Source organism: Sphingomonas paeninsulae (genome assembly GCF_003660165.1).
Classification (GTDB): domain Bacteria; phylum Pseudomonadota; class Alphaproteobacteria; order Sphingomonadales; family Sphingomonadaceae; genus Sphingomonas_O; species Sphingomonas_O paeninsulae.
In genome coordinates this window covers 1,225,156-1,242,467 of sequence record NZ_CP032829.1, presented here as the reverse complement: position 1 = coordinate 1,242,467, position 17,312 = coordinate 1,225,156, and the positions used below count along the sequence as shown (strand labels likewise).

General features: G+C 59.7%; 22 protein-coding genes and 1 pseudogene. 12 read left to right on the top strand and 11 right to left on the bottom strand.

Features of this window, described 5'->3' with window-relative positions; all coding sequences use genetic code 11:
• Positions 1–95: 95 nt before the first annotated feature.
• The 4 genes from D3Y57_RS11655 to D3Y57_RS11640 all read right to left on the bottom strand — a co-directional run bounded on the left by D3Y57_RS11655 (position 96) and on the right by D3Y57_RS11640 (position 2,425).
• Complete coding sequence (locus D3Y57_RS11655) at positions 96–1,424, bottom strand: hemolysin family protein (RefSeq protein WP_121153130.1); 1,329 nt, start codon at positions 1,422–1,424, stop codon at positions 96–98.
• A gap of 62 nt (positions 1,425–1,486) precedes the next feature.
• On the bottom strand, positions 1,487–1,945 hold the full coding sequence (locus D3Y57_RS11650; RefSeq protein ID WP_121153129.1) for a nucleoside deaminase: 459 nt from the start codon (positions 1,943–1,945) through the stop codon (positions 1,487–1,489).
• A 19-nt stretch (positions 1,946–1,964) separates the two neighbouring features.
• The gene (locus tag D3Y57_RS11645; protein WP_121153128.1) at positions 1,965–2,162 is read right to left on the bottom strand and encodes a YqaE/Pmp3 family membrane protein; all 198 of its coding nucleotides are present in this window, start codon (positions 2,160–2,162) and stop codon (positions 1,965–1,967) included.
• Entirely contained in the window at positions 2,162–2,425 is a 264-nt protein-coding gene (locus D3Y57_RS11640; protein ID WP_121153127.1) for a hypothetical protein, read from the bottom strand. The genes D3Y57_RS11645 and D3Y57_RS11640 overlap by 1 nt, the downstream gene beginning before the upstream one ends.
• A 154-nt stretch (positions 2,426–2,579) precedes the next feature.
• Here D3Y57_RS11640 and rpmB point away from each other — a divergent pair, with 154 nt between their 5' ends.
• A complete protein-coding gene (gene rpmB / locus D3Y57_RS11635; protein ID WP_121153126.1) occupies positions 2,580–2,885 on the top strand; it encodes a 50S ribosomal protein L28 in 306 nt (101 codons plus the stop codon).
• A gap of 2 nt (positions 2,886–2,887) precedes the next feature.
• Here rpmB and D3Y57_RS11630 read toward each other — a convergent pair whose 3' ends face one another.
• Positions 2,888–3,664 (bottom strand): esterase-like activity of phytase family protein, encoded by a 777-nt coding sequence (locus D3Y57_RS11630; protein ID WP_277873357.1) that lies wholly within the window; start codon positions 3,662–3,664, stop codon positions 2,888–2,890.
• A 366-nt stretch (positions 3,665–4,030) separates the two neighbouring features.
• Here D3Y57_RS11630 and D3Y57_RS11625 point away from each other — a divergent pair, with 366 nt between their 5' ends.
• Entirely contained in the window at positions 4,031–4,441 is a 411-nt protein-coding gene (locus D3Y57_RS11625; RefSeq protein ID WP_121153124.1) for a hypothetical protein, read from the top strand.
• Between the two features lie 70 nt (positions 4,442–4,511).
• On the opposite strand, the gene cobT is transcribed toward D3Y57_RS11625, so the two are convergent.
• From cobT to D3Y57_RS11610, 3 genes are all read right to left on the bottom strand, one after another.
• Positions 4,512–6,341 (bottom strand): cobaltochelatase subunit CobT, encoded by a 1,830-nt coding sequence (cobT, locus tag D3Y57_RS11620; protein ID WP_121153123.1) that lies wholly within the window; start codon positions 6,339–6,341, stop codon positions 4,512–4,514.
• Positions 6,341–7,345: a cobaltochelatase subunit CobS gene (gene cobS / locus D3Y57_RS11615; protein WP_121153122.1), complete on the bottom strand. Its 1,005-nt coding sequence runs from the start codon at positions 7,343–7,345 to the stop codon at positions 6,341–6,343. The genes cobT and cobS overlap by 1 nt, the downstream gene beginning before the upstream one ends.
• Before the next feature lie 85 nt (positions 7,346–7,430).
• Positions 7,431–8,111, bottom strand: coding sequence for a winged helix-turn-helix transcriptional regulator (locus tag D3Y57_RS11610; protein ID WP_121153121.1), 681 nt, complete (start codon positions 8,109–8,111; stop codon positions 7,431–7,433).
• 72 nt (positions 8,112–8,183) lie between these two features.
• Here D3Y57_RS11610 and D3Y57_RS11605 point away from each other — a divergent pair, with 72 nt between their 5' ends.
• Genes D3Y57_RS11605 through D3Y57_RS11595 form a run of 3 tightly spaced genes read left to right on the top strand, consistent with a single transcriptional unit; the run spans position 8,184 to position 9,475 of the window.
• Positions 8,184–8,642 carry a VOC family protein gene (locus D3Y57_RS11605; protein ID WP_121155815.1) on the top strand — a complete coding sequence of 153 codons (459 nt, stop codon included), beginning with the start codon at positions 8,184–8,186 and terminating at the stop codon, positions 8,640–8,642.
• A complete protein-coding gene (locus tag D3Y57_RS11600) occupies positions 8,639–8,992 on the top strand; it encodes a DUF1428 domain-containing protein (RefSeq protein WP_121153120.1) in 354 nt (117 codons plus the stop codon). Before D3Y57_RS11605 ends, D3Y57_RS11600 begins: the two co-directional genes overlap by 4 nt.
• A 9-nt stretch (positions 8,993–9,001) precedes the next feature.
• The gene (locus D3Y57_RS11595) at positions 9,002–9,475 is read left to right on the top strand and encodes an SRPBCC family protein (protein WP_121153119.1); all 474 of its coding nucleotides are present in this window, start codon (positions 9,002–9,004) and stop codon (positions 9,473–9,475) included.
• Here the strand turns inward: D3Y57_RS11595 and D3Y57_RS11590 are convergent.
• Positions 9,458–9,985, bottom strand: coding sequence for a J domain-containing protein (locus tag D3Y57_RS11590; RefSeq protein ID WP_239026071.1), 528 nt, complete (start codon positions 9,983–9,985; stop codon positions 9,458–9,460). The two genes, D3Y57_RS11595 and D3Y57_RS11590, sit on opposite strands and share 18 nt — an antisense overlap.
• A gap of 103 nt (positions 9,986–10,088) precedes the next feature.
• Here D3Y57_RS11590 and D3Y57_RS11585 point away from each other — a divergent pair, with 103 nt between their 5' ends.
• Genes D3Y57_RS11585 through D3Y57_RS11575 form a run of 3 tightly spaced genes read left to right on the top strand, consistent with a single transcriptional unit; the run spans position 10,089 to position 12,150 of the window.
• Entirely contained in the window at positions 10,089–10,373 is a 285-nt protein-coding gene (locus D3Y57_RS11585; protein WP_121153117.1) for a BolA family protein, read from the top strand.
• Positions 10,370–11,266 (top strand): pirin family protein, encoded by an 897-nt coding sequence (locus D3Y57_RS11580; protein WP_121153116.1) that lies wholly within the window; start codon positions 10,370–10,372, stop codon positions 11,264–11,266. The genes D3Y57_RS11585 and D3Y57_RS11580 overlap by 4 nt, the downstream gene beginning before the upstream one ends.
• Positions 11,263–12,150 carry an alpha/beta fold hydrolase gene (locus D3Y57_RS11575; RefSeq protein ID WP_121153115.1) on the top strand — a complete coding sequence of 296 codons (888 nt, stop codon included), beginning with the start codon at positions 11,263–11,265 and terminating at the stop codon, positions 12,148–12,150. Before D3Y57_RS11580 ends, D3Y57_RS11575 begins: the two co-directional genes overlap by 4 nt.
• Before the next feature lie 4 nt (positions 12,151–12,154).
• On the opposite strand, the gene D3Y57_RS11570 is transcribed toward D3Y57_RS11575, so the two are convergent.
• Positions 12,155–13,192, bottom strand: a complete 1,038-nt coding sequence (locus D3Y57_RS11570; RefSeq protein WP_121153114.1) for a DUF2332 domain-containing protein — start codon at positions 13,190–13,192, stop codon at positions 12,155–12,157.
• A 129-nt stretch (positions 13,193–13,321) separates the two neighbouring features.
• On the opposite strand from D3Y57_RS11570, the gene hisG reads away from it, so the two are divergent.
• The 3 genes and pseudogenes from hisG to nusB all read left to right on the top strand — a co-directional run.
• Positions 13,322–13,969, top strand: coding sequence for an ATP phosphoribosyltransferase (gene hisG / locus D3Y57_RS11565; protein ID WP_121153113.1), 648 nt, complete (start codon positions 13,322–13,324; stop codon positions 13,967–13,969).
• On the top strand, positions 13,966–15,252 hold the full coding sequence (gene hisD / locus D3Y57_RS11560; RefSeq protein ID WP_121153112.1) for a histidinol dehydrogenase: 1,287 nt from the start codon (positions 13,966–13,968) through the stop codon (positions 15,250–15,252). The genes hisG and hisD overlap by 4 nt, the downstream gene beginning before the upstream one ends.
• Positions 15,249–15,689 (top strand): annotated as a pseudogene (gene nusB, locus D3Y57_RS20420) (transcription antitermination factor NusB); the annotation flags it as partial. The gene hisD and the pseudogene nusB, both read left to right, overlap by 4 nt.
• Before the next feature lie 379 nt (positions 15,690–16,068).
• Here nusB and D3Y57_RS11550 read toward each other — a convergent pair.
• A complete protein-coding gene (locus D3Y57_RS11550) occupies positions 16,069–16,497 on the bottom strand; it encodes a DUF2147 domain-containing protein (protein ID WP_121153110.1) in 429 nt (142 codons plus the stop codon).
• 117 nt (positions 16,498–16,614) lie between these two features.
• On the opposite strand from D3Y57_RS11550, the gene maiA reads away from it, so the two are divergent.
• Complete coding sequence (gene maiA / locus D3Y57_RS11545) at positions 16,615–17,244, top strand: maleylacetoacetate isomerase (protein ID WP_121153109.1); 630 nt, start codon at positions 16,615–16,617, stop codon at positions 17,242–17,244.
• Positions 17,245–17,312 lie beyond the last annotated feature (68 nt).

Genomic DNA, 17,312 nt, shown 5'->3' with positions numbered 1-17,312 from the left:
GCGGCACTGGCCCGAAGGATGGGGGGCAGGGCGGATGTATTTCTTTCGGATGCCCGTATAGACTCCGGCTCTCTCCGGGGTGACGGGCCGTATTCTTAGGCTTCTTCGATCTCGGCGATCAGCAGTTTGTCGATCTTGCGTCCGTCCATGTCGACGATTTCAAATCGAAAGCCGCCGCTGGCGAAATGGTCGCCGACGCTGGGCAGCCGTTTCATCTCGGCAAGGGCAAGACCCGCCACCGTCGCATAATCCCGATCGTCGGGCAGCTTCAGTCCGATCCGTTCGGCAAGAGTATCCGCAGCGACCCAGCCCGATACCAGCAGGCTACCGTCCTCGCGTTCGAAGATCGGCGGATCGGTTTCATCGTCCTGATCGGATGCAAATGCCCCTGCGATTGCCGCCAGAAGGTCAGCAGGCGTCACTATGCCCTCCAGATGGCCGTATTCATCACGAACCATCGCCATCGGCACGTCAGCGTGACGGAGGGCCTCCAGAGCATCCATTGCATCGACCTGATCCGGCACGATCGGCGGAATACGCATCAGGGCGCGCAGGTCGATGGGTTCGCCCGTGACCAGTCGAGCAACGATATCGCGCGCCTGCACGACACCGACGATTTCATCGACCGAACCCATTGCGACGGGCATCCGGCTGTGCGGCATTGTGGCAAGGACGGTAAGCAGGGTTTCGTGATCGGCGTCGATGTCGATCCAGTTGATCTCAGTCCGCGGTGTCATCACTTCGCGGACCGGCCGGTCCGCGAGGCGAACGACGCCCGATATGATTGCGCGCTCGCTTTCTTCGATAACGCCCGATTTCGAGGCTTCGGCAAAGATCAGGTGGAGTTCTTCGGCGGTGACGTGACTTTCCGATTCGCGACTGAGGCCGAGCAGGCGGAAAATCAATCCACTGGTGCCGTCCAGTACCCACACGATCGGAGCGGTGGCGCGGGATAGCCACAGCATCGGGCGTGCCATGATCGCGGCAATCGGTTCTGGCTTACGGAGCGCAAATTGTTTGGGAACAAGCTCTCCGATTATCAGGGAAACGAACGTCGTCAGCCCGATTACGACGATGAAGCCCGCAGTCGATGCCGTATGAGCATCCAGGCCAAGCCAGCGTAACCGGTCGCCCATCGGGCCACCCAGTTCCGCGCCCGAATAGGCACCGGCGACGACGCCGATCAGGCTGATGCCGATCTGTACTGTCGATAATAATTTGCCGGGGTTTGCGCTGAGTTCCAGTGCGACGCGCGCACCACTTTTGCCCTTTCGCGCCATCGCCTCGAGTCTGGGCTTACGAGCGGAAACGATCGCCAGTTCGGACATCGCGAACACACCGTTCAGCATCACGAGCGCAATGATGATGGCGACGTCGATCCACGGGAATGGCGTGAGGGGGGCTGGGGGGATGGTTGTGGACATTGTCAGTCGCCGCAGTCCTGGCGGGTTTTACAGAAATTCACAAGAACTGCGGTGGTCGGCATCTATCGGTCACGTCTTTCCAGAAAGAAATCGCGGAGCAGATCGGCCGCTTCGCGCTCACCCAGACCAGCAGTGACTTCGGGTCTGTGGTGGCAGGTCGAGTGGGAAAAGACGCGCGCGCCATGTTCGACGCCGCCTCCTTTCGGGTCGGATGCGGCGTAATAGAGGCGTTCGATGCGCGCATGGGTGATTGCGCCGGCGCACATGGCGCAAGGTTCCAGCGTGACCCACAATGTACAGCCGACAAGGCGATCGGTGCCAAGCTTTGCGCAGGCTGCGCGAATGGCGACAATTTCGGCATGGGCGGTGGGATCGTTGGTCGTGCGTGTGGCGTTGGCGGCGACGGCAATGACCTGTTCGCCACGCGTAATGACGGCTCCGACCGGGACTTCACTCTCCTTTGCTGCCGCAATCGCCGCGTCGAGCGCGAGCCTCATCGGGGCGGGAAGTGGAAAGACCATTCCCCGCTCTAGCAGAAGCTCAGCCCGCCGGGGAGATCAGCGTCAGGTATAAGGCGAACACCATACCCGGCACAAATGCGATCAGCGTCAACAGGCAGGTGATCCAGAACGAGCTTCCGATCCCGCGGTCGAGAAACACGCCCAGTGGTGGCAGAAAGATTGCCACCACCACCGCAAGTGGACGAACCCGCCCGTTTTTCGTCAGGTCGGCCGCCATCAGTCGGCGGCTTTCTTTACGCCGATGGTCGGTGTCTGCACGGTTTCCTTGTGCGTGCCGACGTTCGGTACGTCGACAGTGGTGTTGGTTGTGCCCACCTCGAGCTTGCCCGTCGTCACTGCGTAGCCCGGCATCTGACCACCTTCGGCGCGAATCGCGGGCAATTTGCCGTCCTTGGTCTTGTCGATGTTGATGAAGCCCAGTGCGAATGCGGCGATCGCCACCAACACTATCACCAGCAGAATTCCCAAGATTGCGCGCATTTTCGTCTCTCCCTGTATAGCGATAGGTCCTTAACGAACGGATCGCGTGAGGGTTGCGTGACGGGTGGAGCCCAGGGTTCAGAGGTTGACGAAGCGCCACATTGCAGTTAGGCGCGCCTCCTTTCAGAACACAGTAATTCAGGACGAACGAGCGATGGCGCGCATTTGCGAACTGACCGGCAAGGGTCGCATGGTAGGGCACAATGTGAGCCATGCTAACAACAAGACCAAGCGCACTTTTCTGCCCAATTTGCAGAATGTGACCTTGCTCTCCGACGTACTCGGCGAATCGGTGAAGCTGCGCGTTTCGACGCACGGCCTTCGTTCGGTCGAACATGTCGGTGGCCTGGATAACTGGTTGAACAAGACCAGCGAAGCACAGCTTAGCCTCAAGGCACAGCGGCTGAAGCGCAAAGTGGCTAAGGCCATCGTAGCGGCGACTGCGGCAGTAGCAGCCTGAATTTAGTTCGCTCTGGCTTCGGTCAGGGCGAATTTTAGCAGCAAGGTACGCTGCCAGCTTGCGAAATTGTCATCGGATATGATCCAGACGACGGTCCTGCCGTTCTCTGTACCCGATGCTATGCCTTCGAAATTCTCGGTGATCGCGGGTGGTTCGAAGCGGGCGATGACTGCGCCTTTTAGCACCGCTCCGGCGTGGACCGTGCGCGGGTCGATGATCGTGACACATGCCGTGAATAGCGATGTCAGGGTAAAGCTGCGATTCAGGATCAGGATTCGCCCATCCGGCAGTTCGGTCGCGTCGGTCGGACTAAAGCCATCGGGCGGCAAATAACCAAGCCGCGTGCGTGGTGTGTTCGTTTCGGCGGGATCGCCCTTGAATAGCACGACCGGACGAATCGGGCCGCCGTTCGGCGCACCTTCAGCAATGACGACGAACCGACCGTCTCTGAGTCGCAGCAGCGTCTCCGCTCCCTTCGTGTGGGGCCAGTTCGCCATTTCCGGCGGCTGTATGACACGTTCGCCAACGGTAAAATCTTCATTCGTTCGGCAAATGACGTTTCGCCATTCGAACCCCATCCACCAGCGCCCGCTTTGCGGATCATGGGCCAGCGATTCGGTGTCGCGACCGGTCTTTTCCTTGCCTCCTCCACATTCTGTGGGCACCGGCATGATCTTTGCCTGTGAAATGTGCCCGAACTGGCCGATGCGAAATTGAACCAGTCCACCCGCGTCGCTGAGGGCGGTCAGCCGGTTTCCTTCGACGTTCAGCGATGACAGCCCTCCGAACGCCGGGTTGTCGCTGGCGAGTTTCCAGCCCCCAGATAGCTCAACGCTCCCAACTGGCGGCGCTCCGCATTGTCCGGGTATAGCGCGACTGGGTCGACGTGTATCTCGACTGGCTCAGAACTTACGGGCGTCAGGTCATGTGTCGTCGAGCTTCGAACACACTGACCAAGCAGTAAAACATAAAGCAAAACGGTCCAGCGCATCGCAATGTCTTTAACGCAGGGTTCCTTTGTGAACATCGGATAACCGAACCGTTCAGACAATTTCCATGCGAATCGGTTTAGAGCGAATGCAACAACGATCGCTTTGCGGTTAAGAGCAACGACGACGGGACTGTCGTTACCAAGGAGACGGGCGATGAAGAAAGAACTGATCCAAATCGCTGCCGCCGCCAGTATCGTGCTGACCGGCTTTGCGACACCCGCGCTGGCACAGGACCGTGACCGTTCGGGCGATTATTATCAGAGCAATGGCAACGGAGATCGGGGCTATCCGGACCGCGGCAATCAGAACGACAATGGGTATTACGATCGTGGCGGCAACTGGCACGGCAACGACCGTCGCGATTATCGCCGCAGCTATCGCGATTGCCGCCAAAGCTCAGGCACAACGGGCACGATCATCGGCGCGATTGCCGGTGGGTTGCTGGGCCGCGAAGTCGGACGTGGCGGGCGCTATAATCGCCCAAGCGGTACGGGTTTGATCCTTGGTGCGGGTGCCGGCGCACTGGCCGGTCGCGCCATCGATAAAAGTGGCAACTGTCGCTGATCAATTACCCTCGGGTTGCGTAACGAGGGAAGGGCCGGGCGGGCAACCGTCCGGCCCGAATTATGTCTGATCAGCGCGCGTTTTCTGTGTCGAACAGTCCGGCGAGTTGTTCGACCATCGTGCCGCCCAGTTGTTCGGCGTCCATGATCGTCACGGCTTTTGCATAATAGCGGGTTACGTCGTGGCCGATGCCGATGGCGACAAGCTGGACCGGGGACTTGTTTTCGATCCAGCCGATAACCTGTCGAAGATGCTTTTCCAGATAGCTGCCGCTGTTTACGCTGAGCGTTGAGTCATCGACCGGCGCGCCGTCCGATATCACCATCAGGATCTTGCGTTCTTCGGGTCGCGCCAACAGGCGGCTGTGCGCCCATAGCAGCGCCTCACCGTCGATGTTCTCCTTCAGCAACCCTTCGCGCATCATCAGGCCAAGCGATGTCCGTGCGCGCCGCCAGGGCGTGTCTGCGGGCTTGTAGATGATGTGGCGCAGGTCGTTCAGGCGGCCGGGCATGGCGGGACGCCCAGCGGCAAGCCAGCTTTCGCGTGCCTGCCCACCCTTCCACGCGCGTGTCGTGAAGCCCAAAATTTCGGTTTTCACGCCGCAGCGTTCAAGCGTGCGCGCCATGATGTCCGCGCTGATCGCCGCAATCGAAATGGGGCGTCCGCGCATCGATCCCGAATTGTCGATCAGCAGCGTAACCACGGTATCGCGGAAATCGGTTTCGCGTTCGATCTTGTAGCTGAGCGAGTGGCCCGGAGAGACGATGATCCGCGCCAGTCGCGCGGCATCGAGCATCCCTTCTTCCTGATCGAAATCCCATGACCGCGACTGTTGCGCCATAAGCTTGCGCTGCAAACGGTTGGCAAGCTTTGTCACCGCTCCCTGCAAATGGATGAGCTGCTGGTCGAGATACTGACGTAGCCGGACGAGTTCTTCGGCGTCGCAGAGTTCGTCGGCGGCGATCACTTCGTCGTGCGCCGTCGTCCATGCCTTGTAATCAAACCCCGGCGTCAGGTCGGCAGGCGGGCGATTTGGACGAACGGGGAGCATCCCCTCTTGATCGCCGTCACCGCCATCTGCGGTATCGTCCTCCGCAGACTCCTGACTTTCGGTTTCGCCATCGCCGTCGGTGTCGTCGGTTTCGGTCGTTTCGGCGCGCTGATCGAGGTCGCCAGCACCTTCGGCATCATCCTCACCGGTTTCGGTTTCGTCCTGCCCGTCCTGATCGCCGTCGTCGTCGCCATCATCCTGTTCATCGTCGGGGATCATGTCCCCTTCGATAAGCGAAAGATCTTCGAGCAATTTGGTTGCCAGCGACGCGAACGCCGCCTGATCGTCGAGCACCATCCCCAGCGCGTCGAGATCGGCACCGCCGGCCGTTTCGATCCAGTCGCGGACCATCGACAGGCCGTGTTCGGTATTTGCCGGAGGGGCCTGCCCGGTCAGCCGTTCGCGTAGCAACAGGGCTACTGCGGTGGATAGTGGAACCTCGTCACGCGCTTTTGCCCGCGCAATCGGGTCCGACCGCATCCGCATTTCGAGCGCATGGTTCAGATTGGCCCGAACGCCCGCCATCGCCCGACCACCCAAAGCCTCGACCCGCACTGTTTCCACAGCGTCGAAAACCGCACGGGCGATTGGCGGGGAAGGCGCGTTCCTCGCATGAACCGCAGCATCATGATGCCGCAACCGTAGCGCAAACCCATCGGCAAACCCACGGGCTTCGGCGACCTGATCGGCGGGCAGCGCGCGACCGGGCATCGGCACCTTGATATTCTTCCCCACCTGAGTGGGTGCATCGGCGGTGAAGGCAAGCTCCACCTCCGGCTCATGCGCCAAAGCGCGTGCCGTGCCGGTCAGGACAGCCTTGAACGCCTCAAGAGGAGTCTGGTCGGCCATCAGGCCTTGCCGACGACGCTTTCGGGCAGGTCTTTACCAAATACCCGCTGATAATATTCGGCGACGAGGCTGCGTTCGGCTTCATCGCATTTGTTCAGGAACGTCAGGCGGAATGCGAAGCCGACGTCTTTGAAGATGAGCGCGTTCTGCGCCCAGGTGATGACGGTGCGCGGGCTCATCACCGTCGAGATATCCCCGTTGATGAAACCCTGCCGCGTCATGTCAGCGACCTTGACCATATTGTCGACGGTCTTCTTGCCATCGGGCTGGTCGTATTCGCCCGACTTCGCCAACACGATCTGCGCTTCGACTGCGGCGGGCAGGTAGTTGAGCGTAACGACCACGTTCCAGCGATCCATCTGACCCTGATTGATCTGCTGCGTGCCGTGATACAGGCCGCTCGTGTCGCCAAGGCCTACCGTGTTGGCGGTGGCGAAAAGGCGGAACCACGGGTTTGGGCGGATCACGCGATTCTGGTCGAGCAGAGTCAGTTTGCCCTCTGCTTCCAAAATGCGCTGGATCACGAACATCACGTCCGGGCGTCCGGCGTCATATTCGTCGAACACCAATGCGGTCGGGGTCTGCAAAGCCCAGGGCAGCAGACCTTCGCGAAATTCGGTGACCTGCTGACCGTCGCGCAGGACAACGGCATCGCGCCCTACAAGGTCGATGCGACTGATATGCGCGTCGAGGTTGATGCGGATGCACGGCCATTTCAGTCGGGCGGCAACCTGTTCGATGTGCGTCGATTTGCCGGTGCCGTGATAGCCCTGAACCATGACACGCCGGTTGAAGGCAAAGCCCGCGCAGATCGCCAGCGTTGTGTCGGCGTCGAATACATAGGACGGGTCGAGATCGGGAACGCGCTCGTCCGCTTCGCTGAACGCAGGGACTTCCATGTCCACATCGATACCGAACATCTCACGCACCGAGACTTTCAGGTCGGGTGCTTCCATCACCGTTTCGGTGCGGCTGTCGGGCTGGACGTTGGAAATGTCGGTCATAGTCGGGTTATCCGTGAGGAACTGGCATGGAACTCGCTTCCCTCCTAACCGACCGATATGCGCGAAGTCGAGGGGAAGGCGGCGCTTAAAAGGCTTTTGTCGGCAGAGGGAACAGGGTGACGAACCGTTCGGCCAGCGTGCGGTTCCCCTCTATCGTCAGAAGTCCCTCGCCCTCAAGCGAGGCAAGGGGTGCGCCGCCATAGATTGCCCCTGCCATGACCGGCGGCGCGGCGGTGAATACGACATCGGCTCCCGCAGGGTTGCCGCGCTCCACGGAAAGCCCCGCGCTGGTCAGGTGGCCGATAAAGTGGTCGTCATTCAGGATAAAGCCGATGTGGGCGTCCATGTCCGCGACGCTGGCCGGACTGTGCATGGTGCGAAGGGAAAGCATCAGCGATACTGCGCTGAAAGACAGGGTTGCGTCATGATCGGGCGAGCGTGCTGCCCATCGCCCGAGCATCTGAATGGCAGGTTCAGCCTCATATCCCCATTCAGTCAGTTCATACACCTGCGCCGATGCCGGGGGCGGAAGAGTGCGACGCTGAACGATGCCGTCACGTTCGAGGCCAGCCAGTCGCACGGTCAGGACATTCGCGCTGATCCCCGGAAGACTGGCGCGCAGTTCGCCGAAGCGGCGGCCACCCAGCATCATTTCGCGCACGATGAGCAATGCCCAGCGTTCCCCGATCAGTTCAAGCGCATGAGCGGTGCCGCACGCATCATCATACCAACGGTCGCGTTTTTCAGTCACTTTATCTAACTTCATAGTTGTGTTTTCTAACTAAGATCGGCAGAACCGTCAAACAGTGATTCGCAAAATTCACGAATGGAGGATGACATGACTGATGCAACGCCACAGGTAACGAGCGGGCTGACGCCTCACCTTTCTATTCCAGATAATCGCGCGAAAGAGGCGATCAATTTTTATAAATCGGCATTCGGGGCGACAGAGCGAGTTCGGCTTCTTGCGAACCAACCCATGGGGCCGGAACCGTCGAAAACGCCCGACGATACCCGCGTCATGCATGCGCACCTGCTCGTGAACGGAGCATCGCTGATCCTGAACGACGACTTCCCGGAATATCATGGCGGCACGACGTCACCCAAGCCGGCTGCAATCGTGCTGCATCTTTACGTCGATGATGCCGACACATGGTACGACCGTGCGGTAAAGGCGGGCGCAACGGCGCAGATGCCGCTTGCCGATATGTTCTGGGGCGACCGCTATGGCCATGTCGAAGATCCATTCGGATATACATGGGCCATCGCGGCGACGATCAAAGGATCTGCATCATGAGCTATATCGACGGCTTTCTGATTGCTGTGTCTGACGAGAATCGGCAAAAATTTATCGATCACGCAAATATCATCGACCGGATATTCCTAGAACTAGGCGCAACCCGCATAGTCGAGGGCTGGGGTGACGACGTTCCCGCAGGAAAAGTAACCGATTTCGGTAAAGCTGTTCAGGCAAAGCCGGGCGAAACGGTGTGTTTTTCGTGGATCGAGTGGCCCGACAAGGCGACACGCGATGCAGCAATGGCAAAGATGCGCACCGATCCGCGCATGATGGCCGAACCGATGCCATTCGACGGCCAACGCATGGTCTTCGGTGGATTCGAACCTGTCGTGGACCTGACAGCCTGAGGGCAGACGATGACTGACGTGCACCAAATCAATGAACTCGTTGTAGAAAAATACATCGCGGCCCCTCCTGAAATCGTTTGGCGGGTGATGACCGAACGCACCGCCGAATGGTGGTGTCCCAAGCCGTGGATGACCGAGATCGTCGAACAGGATTGGCGCGCCGGTGGTCGGTCCGCGATGATTATGCGCGGCCCGAATGGCGAAGAAGCGCCATCCGATGGCGTGTTTCTTGAAGTCACGCCCAATCGGCGCTTTGTCTTCACAGATGCTTTCACCAGCGGCTGGGTGCCGCAGAAGGCGTTTATGGTGGGCATTATGGAGATCACCCCTGACGGCAAAGGGACATGTTACCGGGGCAGCGCGCGGCATTGGGACGAGGCTGCCCTGAAGCAGCATGAGGCGATGGGCTTCGTTGGCGGCTGGAATGCGGTTGCCGATCAGTTGGCTGAACTGTCAGAATCTGTTTCAGGCAAAGGCGGCTGAGCTTCGCAACTGGTTATAGGCGGCGATTGTCCGTTGAAGCGCAACTTCATGGCTCCGGTCGCCGCCGTTGCGATCGGGGTGGAAGCGGCGAACGCGTTCGGAATAGCTCGTTCGCAGGGCTTTGCGATCGGCGTTTACGTCGAGGCCGAGTTCCTTCAGTGCGCGGCGGTCCTCGCCCGACAAAGGGCGACCATCGGTGCGGTCCTGTGGCATGGTGCGTTTGAACCGGGCGGAAATGGCTTCGAGCGGATCGGTGAAGTCGGCCCAGCTTGGTGGGCGATCGGCACCAACAGAGGAAAACGCGCGGGTCTCGCGTTCCCATCCGGCGAACGGGCGCTGCTGCTGCTCAATCTCGTCGCTGCTCATGCCATTGAAGAAATTATAGCGGGCGTTGAATTCGCGGACATGATCGAGGCACAGCCAGCGCCAAGCCCCTGGTCCGTCGAAATTACCCGGTTCCAGTGGCGCGCGAAATTCGCCCGGCGCGGCACAGCCTGCCTCTCCACACATCGCTGCGGCATTTTCGACCCTGCCGTGAAAGCGGGTGTGGCGTCTGGGGTTTTCGATCGGCAAACAGTGTCTCTTTTTCGCGTAATTGGGCTATATAGGGTCGATGGACACCAACCTTAAAGGGCCTGTCGCGGCCGAAATCGCAACGCGGCTGATCGCCGCGCTTTCGCCAATATCGCTCGCCGTTATCGATGATAGCGATAAACATGCTGGTCATTCGGGCCATGACCCGCGCGGCGAATCGCATTTCACTGTCGAAATCGAGAGTGATGCCTTCACCGGCCAGTCGCGGGTTGCGCGACAGCGGATGGTGAATAGCGCGCTTGCCGAATTGCTGGCCGAACGCGTCCACGCGCTGGCGATCAAGGCAAAGGCACCCGGCGAATGAGCGATCTGTTGATCGAAACGATACTGCCCGTCACGCACGATCTCGGCGATTTCAAGGTGCGGCGGACGTTGCCTGCGAAGACCCGCACGATGGTGGGGCCGTTTATCTTTGTGGATCAGTTTGGCCCTGCGCGGTTGCCCGCCGGTCGCGGCATGGACGTTCGTCCGCATCCGCATATCAACCTGTCGACGGTATCCTATTTGTTCGAGGGTGCGATTGAGCATCGCGATTCGATTGGCAGCCACGCGGTCATCGAACCCGGCGCGGTCAATCTGATGACGGCGGGGCGCGGTATCGTCCATTCGGAACGCTCGCCGCAATCGATGCGCGCGGATGGTCCGGCATTTTACGGAATGCAGACCTGGCTCGCGTTGCCCGATGGCAAGGAAGAGATCGAACCGGCATTCGAACAGATCGCGCCAGCCCAGCTTCCGCTGCTGGAAACGCCCGGTGTTCGGGCGCGGATTATCATGGGGACGTTGTGGGGGCAGACGGCGGCAACGACCTGCCACGCGCCGACGATTTATGCCGAGATTGCGTTAGAGGCCGGAGCCCGCGTGCCGATCGACGCCGATGCGGACGAGCGTGCGATCCTCGTTACCGAAGGCGATGCAACGCTCGATGGCGAACCGCTGACGCCGTTCGTACTCTATGTGCTGAAGCCCGGCAGCGCGGCGACCCTGCGTGCCGTTTCGCCGATTCGCGCGATGTTGATGGGCGGTGGCGCGTTCGCAACCCCGCGCCATGTCTGGTGGAATTTCGTGTCGTCCTCGCGCGACCGGATCAACGTTGCCAAGGACGACTGGAAAGCAGGCCGCTTCCCGACCGTGCCCGGAGACGACAAGGAGTTTATCCCGATCCCCGAGATCGCCAAGACAGTGAGTTATTTATGACCGAACTGCGCCGCGAACGCTTTGCTTTATCGACGGGAGTCGAACTGGACGTCACCATCGGTGGACCCGAGGGCGCGCCCGCGATCATCTTTTTGCACGGCTTTCCCGAAAGCGCGCGGACGTGGCGGTTTCAGTTGGACGATCTGGCGAGGGACTTTCGTGTCGTTGCTCCCGATCAGCGCGGATATGCGCGGTCGTCCAAACCCGAAGGCGTCGAAAACTATACGCCCGACAAACCGGTTGCCGACCTGTTTGCGCTGGCCGATGCGCTTGGCATCGACAAGTTTACCCTTGTCGGCCACGACTGGGGCGGGGCGATTGCGTGGGGGGCGGCACTTGGCAACCCGGCACGCATCGAACGGCTCGTCATCCTCAACGCGCCGCATCCATTCGTTTTCCAGAAATCCCTGTTCGACGACATGACCCAGCGCGAGGGGTCGCAATACATTCGCGCATTCCGAACGCCGGGGATGGAGAATTTTCTGGCGGCCGACCTCGGGGCATTTTTCGATCGGATTTTCGGACCTTCGGGTATCGGTAGCACAGCTGCTCCCGAGGAACGCGCCGCCTATATTGACGAATGGTCACAGCCAGGCGCGATTTTATCGATGCTGAACTGGTATCGCGCGGCGCAGATCATCGTGCCGGCGATGGATGAGACGCCCGCCCGCCCCGCATATCTGGCCGCACCGTTCCCGGTCGTGCAAATGCCTACACTCGTCATTTGGGGCATGGCAGACAAGGCGCTGACGCCTGCACAACTCGACGGGCTCGACGCCCTGGTTGCAGACCTGAAAATCGTAAAAATCCCGGACGCCGGGCATTTCGTAACTTGGGAACAGCCGCAGGCAGTGATCGAGGCGATACGATCTTTCCTGCGGTGACCGGTTAGGATGCTTCCTGAAGGCTGGACCAGATGATCCAGCTTGCATGGGGATGAGCAAGGCCGACGACCGAATCCGTATTGCCCGGCCAAATTCGCAAACGGACGGTGTGTTGTTTCAGAGTCCGATCGGCCTCGAACGCGATCCAGGCCAGTGGGCGCTCGACTGTGGCTTTGGCACCCGCCGCCTCCATCGCCGTCGTGATTCGCTGCTGTGTTTCCTCAGGCAAATATTGCCAGACAATACTGTGCAGGAGTACGCGCGTAGTCTCCCCGGTCTGTGGTTTGCTTAAGCTTGCTTCCACGAAGTCCGCCGCATCACCCTTTTCGAGATGGGGACCGTCAGCCTTTATCATTTCGATGGCGGCTTCGGTCCGGGCAAACCGATCTTTTTGATCGATCCACACATAAGCCAGCAACCGCTCGGCCGCAGCAGCATCGCGAACATCGATCGGCGCGATATCGACGCCCTGCAATGAGCTGATCCTAATAGAAGCGTTCGGTGGTGGTGGTCCTTTCCATTCCGGCCTGATGACGATTCGACTGTCGGCGGGACCGACCGACACCCCGCCGAGGTCGTAGCGATACCGGTCGATCAGCAGGTTCAGACCCGCACTGGACCCGATTTCGAACAATTCGAATTCATGTCCAAACCTGTCGGCAAGAACCAGCAGTGCGGCCATGAATGTGGCCGAACGTGCCGCTTCATTGGTTTGCGGCGGCCCATCCAGCCATGGCAGGATTTCCGCATCGTGCTCGGCAATAGCACGGTGGATCGCAGCCACGTCGTCGCAATCTTCGCCCCTGAAAAGCGGATCGAGAGCCACGCAACTCCCCTTACGAAACAGAAAATGAAACGGCGCGACGAGTCGCAATGGTACTGCATCGGCGATGTAATTACCCGTCCAGCCCAACGCTCGCGCGCCAGTTGCGCTCTTACTATCGATCGCCTCTGCCAATGCCCGACAAACCCGCGCGGTGATCGGCGCGCCGCTGTTTTCACAAAATTGCGCTTGATATTCCATCGCTTGGCGAAAGTTCATTGTCTGCCTTCCTTAATCTGGCGATCCCGACGACGAGCGACGTCGAAAGAGAGCCGTGTAACCCTGCTCCGTCTATGCGCCGTCACCCCGAACTTGCCGAGGGCGAGCCCGCCGCCTAAGCGAACGCGCGTGTCTACACCCATTGTCATAGCCGTGCCCAAGGGGCGCATTTTGAGCGAAGCTCTCCCCTTGATGGCGCTCGCCGGAATCGTACCCGAAGCCGGGTTCGGTGACGAGAACGATCGGCGATTGCGTTTCGCAACCAACCGGCCGGATGTCAGCATCATCCGCGTGCGCGCATTCGATGTAGCGACGTTCGTTGCGCATGGTGCGGCGCAACTGGGGATCGTGGGTTCCGATGTTCTGCTCGAATTCGATTATTCCGAAGTTTATGCGCCGGTCGATCTCGGTATCGGGCATTGCCGGATTTCGGTGGCCGAACCGGTCGATCTGGCGGCAACCGACGACCCGGCGAGTTGGAGCCATGTGCGGGTAGCAACCAAATATCCGAATCTGACGCGGCAGCATTTCGAGGCGCGGGGCGTACAGGCGGAGTGCGTAAAGCTGAACGGTGCGATGGAACTGGCACCGACACTTGGGCTGTCGAGCCGGATTGTCGATCTCGTTTCGTCGGGGCGGACGCTGAAGGACAACGGGTTGGTCGAGGTCGAAGTGATCGCACACGTTTCCGCGCGGCTGATCGTCAATCGTGCCGCCTTCAAGACTCGCGAAGATATCGCGCCGCTGATCGAGGCTTTCCGGGCGGCGGTCGCGTGATTCGGCTCGACACGCGGGATAGTGATTTCGAAGCGCGATTCGCGGCGCTGGTCGACGACCGACGAGACAGCGACGCCGATGTTTCACGGGATGTTGCCGCGATTTTGGCGCGGGTACGGGCGGAGGGCGATGCAGCAGTCACCGACCTGACAGCGCGTTTCGACGGACATGATCTGGAGGCAACTGGCTGGCAGGTCGATCTGGGGGAATGCCAAGCTGCTCTGAAGGCACTGGACCCTGAATTGCGGGGTGCGCTGGAACTGGCGGCCGACCGGATTACGGCTTATCACAAGGCTCAGCGGCCAGCGGATTCGGAAACGACCGATGCTGTCGGGGTGCGGATGGGCGCGCGCTGGTCGGCGGTCGATGCCGCCGGACTTTATGTTCCCGGTGGTCGGGCGGCTTATCCATCCTCGGTCCTGATGAATGCGATTCCGGCGAAAGTTGCCGGGGTTGGGCGATTGGTAATGATGACGCCGACTCCGGGCGGAGAGATCAATCCGCTCGTGCTGGCAGCAGCGGCGCTGGCGGGGGTGGACGAAGTCTGGCGGATCGGCGGGGCTCAGGCTGTCGCTGCTCTGGCTTACGGAACTGACCGGATTGCGCCGGTTGATGCCATCGTCGGCCCGGGCAATGCTTGGGTCGCCGAAGCGAAACGGCAGCTTTACGGCAGGGTCGGCATCGATATGGTAGCAGGACCATCGGAAATTCTGGTAGTAGCCGACTCCGAAAACGATCCCGACTGGATCGCAGCCGATCTTTTGAGTCAGGCCGAACATGACCCAACCAGCCAATCGATATTGATGACCGACGATGCAAATTTCGCCGATCGGGTGATCGAGGCGGTGGAACGGCTTTTACCGACACTGGCGACTGAAAAGGTCGCCCGCGCAAGTTGGGAAACTTATGGCGCTGTCGTTCTGGTCGCGGATCTGGGCGATACGGTTGGGTTGATCGACCGTCTTGCTCCTGAGCATCTGGAACTGGCTGTAAACGAACCCGAAATCCTGTTTGCGCGGGTGCGTCACGCTGGCTCGGTTTTCCTGGGGCGGCACACGCCAGAGGCGATCGGGGATTATCTGGGCGGGCCGAATCATGTGTTGCCGACTGGGCGACGGGCGCGTTTTGCGTCGGGGCTGTCGGTACTCGATTTTATGAAGCGGACCAGTTTTTTGCAGTGTGATGCGGCGGCAATTGCCCATCTGGGACCGGCGGCAATTGCGCTTGCGGGCGCAGAAGGGTTGCCCGCGCACGCTGCATCGGTCAGGGCGCGATTATCATGAAAATTCGTTCAAAATCCCGTTCCGCCTCGCGGCTAGCCGCGGTTCAGGCGCTTTATCAGCTCGAAATGGAGCAAACGCCTCTTATCAAACTGTTGCATGAGTTCCACCAGCACCGGCTTGGGGCGACCATCGGCGATGATGAATATAACGAGGCCGAATTCGATTTCTTCGACGATTTGGTCAAGGGCGTCGATGCCCGGCGGGGCGAGATAGATGGGCATATCACGGCGCTGCTGGCGTCGGGCTGGACGATGGATCGGCTGGATCGCCCGATGCGCGCGATTCTGCGTGCCGGAACATATGAATTACTTGCCCGCAACGATGTGCCGGTAAAGTCGGTCATCAACGAATATGTCGATGTCGCCGACGCGTTTTATGCCAAGCGCGAAAAGGGGTTCGTGAACGGCTTGCTCGACGGCATGGCGAAACGCGTTCGCCCGACCATAAATCCCCGTGTGGAACACCCCGACACTCCTGACCGTTCTAACGGTGAAGAGGAGACGGCCATGGCAGACACACAGATTATTCCCGAGAAGGATATGGAGCGGGCATCAGTCGCTCCGGGTGAAGAAACACCGGTGACGCATCCCGATCAGAGTGCCGGGCAGGATACCGACATCGCTCGTCGCCTGAAGCGTGATCCCAGCGATCCAGATGCGAAACTTGATCGCGGTCTGGATGAATCGATGGATGCCTCCGATCCGCCAGCAGCAGTCGCTCCTGGCGATTCGGGTGACCCTTTGCCTTCGTCAGGTTTCGACGCCGCCGCCGAAGAGGCACTGCAAAGGTCCAAATAATTCATGACAGGTCTGGGTGTCAGCGTGCTGGCGTCCAGACAAAGCTTTTACATATGAACGAGACGCAACCCTGAACGAGCAAGGTTCCGTCAGGGTTACGCGTTACAATTGATTTATAGCTCTTGCCCGACTTTGGATCATAGATTTTACCGCGCCAATCCGATCCGCTATCCGCTAATTCAGTTAAAACGTTGATGCCCTGAATGGAGCGCGTTCGCAGTTCGGTCGCTGGATTGTGGAAATCGAGCATTGCCTTGCCGTCGTCACCCATTTTGAAAACATGGGCAACTTTCCCGCACAGCGATCCGCCGCGCGCATCGTCGCAATGTCCGATTTCGATAATCGAATCGCGTTCGGTGGTCAGCCACTTTCCCGAGATCGGCGCTGTGGCAAATGCTGGTGCGGCGAGCATTGTGATAACGCTGGCGAGCAGGTGTCGGTATTTCATTGGGCTTGGCTCCGGGTTGGCGAACGGATGCGACGGTGCGATAGCTTGTGGTCATGAATGGCAACTGTCTGGTCCAAGCCATCGGTATTTTTTCAAATATTTTTCCAAGGATCCCAGATGACTGTTCGGCTTTACGACTATTTTCGATCCTCGGCTTGCTATCGCGTTCGTATCGCGCTGAACCTCAAGAATATCATTTATGAAACGGTGCCGACCAACATCGTCAAGGGCGCGCAAAGAGAACCGGACTTTGTCGATAAAAACCCGCAGGGGTTAGTGCCCATGTTGGAGATCGATGGCCTGAAACTGACGCAAAGTCTCGCAATCATCGACTATCTGGACGCGAAACATCCCGAACCACCACTGATGCCGCGCGATGCGGCCGCACGATCGCACGTGCTGGCGATGGCGTTGGTAATTGCCTGTGACATCCATCCGCTGAACAATTTGCGCGTTCTCCGCCATCTCGATGATGCGCTGGGCATTGCGCAGGAACGACGGGACGACTGGTATCGACATTGGGTGACGGAGGGATTCGCGGCGCTCGAAGCAATGGCTGCGGGAGCAGGGGCGTTCTTGTCGGGAACGACGCCGGGCGTGGCCGACATTTGCCTGATCCCGCAAATGTATAATGCGCGGCGACTGGCTGTCGATCTGACGCCTTATCCGACTCTGGTGCGGATCGATGCGGGGGCGTGTACGCTGCCTGCCTTTAAGGCGGCACACCCAGATGCGGTCGCCCCTTAGGCAAAGGAATATCAATACGGTCTCGCAACCTTCACCTTGCGCGGTTAGTTTCGTTCAGCACTAACGCT

Bases quoted from the DNA above. Each gene is read 5' to 3' on its own strand.
- D3Y57_RS11610 (WP_121153121.1), bottom strand. From the start codon at position 8,111: ATGAAGTTAGATAAAGTGACTGAAAAACGCGACCGTTGGTATGATGAT.
- D3Y57_RS11585 (WP_121153117.1), top strand. From the start codon at position 10,089: ATGGACACCAACCTTAAAGGGCCTGTCGCGGCCGAAATCGCAACGCGG.
- D3Y57_RS11550 (WP_121153110.1), bottom strand. From the start codon at position 16,497: ATGAAATACCGACACCTGCTCGCCAGCGTTATCACAATGCTCGCCGCA.
- rpmB (WP_121153126.1), top strand. From the start codon at position 2,580: ATGGCGCGCATTTGCGAACTGACCGGCAAGGGTCGCATGGTAGGGCAC.
- D3Y57_RS11605 (WP_121155815.1), top strand. From the start codon at position 8,184: ATGACTGATGCAACGCCACAGGTAACGAGCGGGCTGACGCCTCACCTT.
- D3Y57_RS11645 (WP_121153128.1), bottom strand. From the start codon at position 2,162: ATGGCGGCCGACCTGACGAAAAACGGGCGGGTTCGTCCACTTGCGGTG.
- cobT (WP_121153123.1), bottom strand. From the start codon at position 6,341: ATGGCCGACCAGACTCCTCTTGAGGCGTTCAAGGCTGTCCTGACCGGC.
- D3Y57_RS11640 (WP_121153127.1), bottom strand. From the start codon at position 2,425: ATGCGCGCAATCTTGGGAATTCTGCTGGTGATAGTGTTGGTGGCGATC.
- D3Y57_RS11570 (WP_121153114.1), bottom strand. From the start codon at position 13,192: ATGAACTTTCGCCAAGCGATGGAATATCAAGCGCAATTTTGTGAAAAC.
- D3Y57_RS11625 (WP_121153124.1), top strand. From the start codon at position 4,031: ATGAAGAAAGAACTGATCCAAATCGCTGCCGCCGCCAGTATCGTGCTG.
- D3Y57_RS11655 (WP_121153130.1), bottom strand. From the start codon at position 1,424: ATGTCCACAACCATCCCCCCAGCCCCCCTCACGCCATTCCCGTGGATC.
- D3Y57_RS11595 (WP_121153119.1), top strand. From the start codon at position 9,002: ATGACTGACGTGCACCAAATCAATGAACTCGTTGTAGAAAAATACATC.
- cobS (WP_121153122.1), bottom strand. From the start codon at position 7,345: ATGACCGACATTTCCAACGTCCAGCCCGACAGCCGCACCGAAACGGTG.
- D3Y57_RS11580 (WP_121153116.1), top strand. From the start codon at position 10,370: ATGAGCGATCTGTTGATCGAAACGATACTGCCCGTCACGCACGATCTC.
- D3Y57_RS11650 (WP_121153129.1), bottom strand. From the start codon at position 1,945: ATGGTCTTTCCACTTCCCGCCCCGATGAGGCTCGCGCTCGACGCGGCG.
- D3Y57_RS11600 (WP_121153120.1), top strand. From the start codon at position 8,639: ATGAGCTATATCGACGGCTTTCTGATTGCTGTGTCTGACGAGAATCGG.
- maiA (WP_121153109.1), top strand. From the start codon at position 16,615: ATGACTGTTCGGCTTTACGACTATTTTCGATCCTCGGCTTGCTATCGC.
- D3Y57_RS11575 (WP_121153115.1), top strand. From the start codon at position 11,263: ATGACCGAACTGCGCCGCGAACGCTTTGCTTTATCGACGGGAGTCGAA.
- D3Y57_RS11590 (WP_239026071.1), bottom strand. From the start codon at position 9,985: ATGTGTGGAGAGGCAGGCTGTGCCGCGCCGGGCGAATTTCGCGCGCCA.